2 protein-coding genes are annotated in these 3955 nt (G+C 62.8%); one reads left to right on the top strand and one right to left on the bottom strand.

Annotation, left to right across the window (positions count from 1 at the left end; translation table 11 throughout):
• Positions 1-231: 231 nt before the first annotated feature.
• Complete coding sequence (locus tag ACFX5Q_RS34560) at positions 232-2250, bottom strand: thioredoxin domain-containing protein (protein WP_404285032.1); 2019 nt, start codon at positions 2248-2250, stop codon at positions 232-234.
• Between the two features lie 70 nt (positions 2251-2320).
• On the opposite strand from ACFX5Q_RS34560, the gene mnmE reads away from it, so the two are divergent.
• Positions 2321-3646, top strand: a complete 1326-nt coding sequence (gene mnmE / locus ACFX5Q_RS34555) for a tRNA uridine-5-carboxymethylaminomethyl(34) synthesis GTPase MnmE (protein WP_404285031.1) — start codon at positions 2321-2323, stop codon at positions 3644-3646.
• Positions 3647-3955: the final 309 nt, after the last annotated feature.

The raw sequence follows: 3955 nt of genomic DNA, 5'->3' as shown, positions 1-3955 counted from the left end.
CTGCACTCGCGGCTCGCTCCGGATCAAAGAAACTCGCCATCGTCGCTGTCGCCAGAAAACTTCTGATCACTCTCAACGCCATCATTCGAGACAAAACCGCATTCGCATGAACACAGTTGCCATGCCGCGACATCAGCCGGAGGACGCAGCGGAGCAAACTTCCACCGCTGCAGCGCTCGAAGGTAGATCCCACGGTCTCCGCGACGTCGCTTCGCTCCTGCTTCGCCCCCTCTATCGCCGCTGCAACAACCGTTCCAGTTCATCCGGATCCGTAACCACCGGCAAACAAACCTGCCCGGTGCACAGCCAGGCGCCGGGCTTGTCGGTTGGTGGGAGCACCCCACCCGGCAATGTTGGTCGATTCGCTTCCGTGCCGACCTGAACAACAATATCAACCCGCCTCGGATCGGGGTTTCGATTCGCAACCGGAACGAGGCTTGGACTCTCTATTGGATCGATGACGACCAGCTTCAGCGGCTCCAGCGCCAGGGCGCAGGCGTTGACGATGCCGGCCTGGCCATAGGCCTGTTGCGCCGCCCGGCCCATCGTGTGCTCGGCTGCTGCCCAGGCTTTTTCCCCAAGGTCGAGGTCGCCCGTGACCGATGAAAGCCGCACCAGGGCTTCGATGATCTGGCTGGAGGCTGAGGGGATTGCCTCGTCCACATCGCCGCGGATGCGGATCGGCACGTCGCCGCTGTCCGAAGCGGTCAAGTAATAGCCGGTGCTTTCACTGTCCTGGTGCCAATGGTCGAGCTGCGCGATGAAATGCCTGGCTTGCTCGACATAGTTCGGATCGCCGGTGGTCTCGAACAGCGAAATCGCCGCATTGGCCATCGCGGCATAGTCGCTGGACAACGCCGGGAACAGCTTTTTCCCGCCGAGCATGGAATGCGGCAAACGGCCTTCGTGGCTCGCTCCGGCTATATGGGAGAAAGCCTGCGCCGCCGCGTCGATCCAGTCGCTGCGGGTCAGGGCGCGGCCTGCCTCGGCCAATGCCGCGATCATCAGGCCGTTCCAGTCGGTCAGCGCCTTGCCGTCGCGACCAGGCCTGACGCGTTGTTCCCTGGCGGCGAGCAATATTTGCTTGAGCGAGGCCAGCTGGTCGTGGTCGGCGATGCTTAGGCTTTGCTGGGCCTCTGTCTGGTGGATGATCGGCTTGCCTTCCCAGCCATGCGGGACGGAAAGCGTGAAGTGGTTGAAAAACAAAGCAGAATCGTCACCGAGCACGGAATCGATGTCGTCCTTGCTCCAGGTGTAGAAAAGCCCCTCCTCGCCATCGCTGTCGGCGTCGAGGCTGGCGGCAAAGGCGCCGCCATCGACGCGCATTTCGCGCAGCAGCCAATCGACCGTGTCTTCGATTCGTAGCCGGAACAAATTATTGCCGGTTGCGGCATAGGCCCAGTTGCACATGCGGATGAGCTGGGCGTTGTCATAGAGCATCTTTTCGAAATGCGGCACCAGCCACTCGGCATCGGTCGAATAGCGGCTCAAGCCGCCGCCGACATGGTCGTAGATGCCGCCGGCGAGCATCTTTTCGAGGCTGAGCAGCACGGCATCACGATGCGACGCGGTGCCGTCGCGAAGCCAGGACAGCCAGAGCGTATGCATGAACGGTGCGTTGGGGAATTTCGGCGCACCGCGCAGCCCGCCCAATTCCCTGTCGATCATGCCGTCGATGCGGCCGGCGAGGTCGCTGAGCGTGTCGCGGTCGAGCACGGCCTTGCCGTGGGCGCCTGCCAGCCGCGCCTCGACATGGCTGGTCAGGCCGTCGGCGCTTTGAGCGAGGCTCTCTCGCTTTTCCCGCCAGGCCTTGTCGACTGCCTCCATCACCTGGATGAAGCCCGGGCGGCCATAGCGGGCATCGCGCGGAAAATAGGTGCCGCCCCAGAACGGCTTGCCGTCGGGCGTCAGGAACATGGTCAGCGGCCACCCACCCTGCTCGCCCATCGCATGCAGCGCCGCCATATAGATCTGGTCGATGTCGGGCCGCTCTTCGCGATCGACCTTGATATTGACGAACAGCCGGTTCATGACGGCGGCCACAGTGTCGTTCTCGAAGCTTTCATGCGCCATGACATGGCACCAGTGGCAGGCGGCGTAGCCGATCGACAGCAGGATCGGCCGCTCGAGGGCCTTGGCTTCGGCGAGTGCCGCAGGCGACCAGGCCCGCCAATGCACCGGATTGCCGCTATGCTGCTGCAGATAGGGGCTGGCCTCTTCGGCCAGCAGGTTTTTGGCAGGCAAGGTCAACGGGCAAGCTCGGTTGCTGGGAAGCCGGGGCGGTTCATCGAAAGTTAGGGCGGTTCAGTAGAGCGGGCAAATGATTTCAGCTCAGTCCATTGTTGCGCTTTCCAGCGGACGCCTGCCCGCCGGCATCGCCGTGATCCGCATTTCCGGTCCGCAGACTCGATTCGTGGTCGAAACGATTGCTGGCGGTAAGGTTAAGGACCGCGTCGCGGTCCTGCGCAGATTCCGGGCGAACGACGGATCGGTGATCGACAACGGCCTGGTTCTACTTTTCCCGGGTCCTGGAAGCTTCACCGGCGAAGATGTCGCCGAATTCCATGTTCATGGCGGTCGCGCCGTGGCCATGAAAATGCTGGAGACGATCGCCGGCTTCGACGGCGTTCGGCATGCCGAGCCCGGCGAGTTCACACGCCGCGCCTTTCTCAACGGCAAACTCGATCTGGTCGAGACGGAGGCGCTGGCCGACCTCGTCAATGCCGAGACCGAAGCTCAGCGGCGCTTTGCCGTGCAGAACGCCGAGGGCGCGCAGAGCGAGCTCTACTCAGGCTGGCGCCGGCGGCTGATCCATGCGCGCGCCATGATCGAGGCCGAGATCGACTTTGCCGACGAGGACGACGTGCCCGGCTCTGTTTCGGATGCGGTCTGGTCGGATGTCCGCACGATGGTCGGTGAGATCGGTCATCACATCGACGGTTTTCACGCCGCAGAGATCATCCGCGACGGGTTCGAGGTCGTCATCCTCGGTGCGCCGAATGCCGGCAAGTCCAGCCTGTTCAACGCACTGGCCCGGCGCGAGGCGGCGATCGTGACGGATGAACCCGGTACGACGCGCGACCTGCTTGAAGTGGTTCTGGACCTGAAGGGAATGCGGGTCAGGATCACGGATACGGCGGGATTGCGTGCGGCGCCCGGCAAGGTGGAGGCGATCGGCATCGAAAAAGCTCGGGCAAAGGCGCGCGGCGCGGATTTGCTGCTGTTGCTCGAGGATATGGTCGATCCAGTCGACGCGGGGGCGGTGCCATCCGACGCGCCGATGCTAAGGATCGGAACGAAGGCCGATTTGGTCGGGGCCCACCATCTGGCAAGTCGGTCGAAGGACTACGATGCGGCCATCTCGACCAGGGTCGGCGCCGGGTTGGCGGATTTGCTGGACGAGATCGGCCGCCGCGCGGCTGCGGAAATCGGCAACGCCGGCGATATCCTGCCGTCGCGATTGAGGCACGTGGAGTTGCTAAATGAGACAAGGGGGTTCTTGACCTCAGCCCTGTCAGGGCACGGACAAGAGTTGCGAGCGGAAGAGCTGCGCCTGGCTGCGGATCGGCTCGGCCGGATCGTCGGCGCCGTGGATGTCGAGGATTTGCTCGATGTCATCTTCTCGCAGTTCTGTATCGGTAAATGACTCACGTGAAACATTGCGGCACAGTTTGCGGGCGGGTGATTCACGTGAAACACGGGCGTGCCCTTGTCGTTCGTCATCCTCGGGCTCGACCCGAGGATTCATGGCCGTTACTTCAGGCGAAGGATGCAGCGGCGGAGGGATGGGAGCTATGTGTCCTTCACCGGTTTGGCGCTCGGATGTTACGGCATGGCAACTGTGTTCATGCGAATGCGGTTTTGTCTCGAATGATGGCGTTGAGAGTGATCAGAAGTTTTCTGGCGACAGCGACGATGGCGAGTTTCTTTGATCCGGAGCGAGCCGCGAGTGCAG

The sequence above is a fragment of the Mesorhizobium sp. IMUNJ 23033 genome, from assembly GCF_044778005.1.
GTDB lineage: Bacteria > Pseudomonadota > Alphaproteobacteria > Rhizobiales > Rhizobiaceae > Mesorhizobium > Mesorhizobium amorphae_A.
This window is presented reverse-complemented; position numbering and strand designations above follow the sequence as displayed.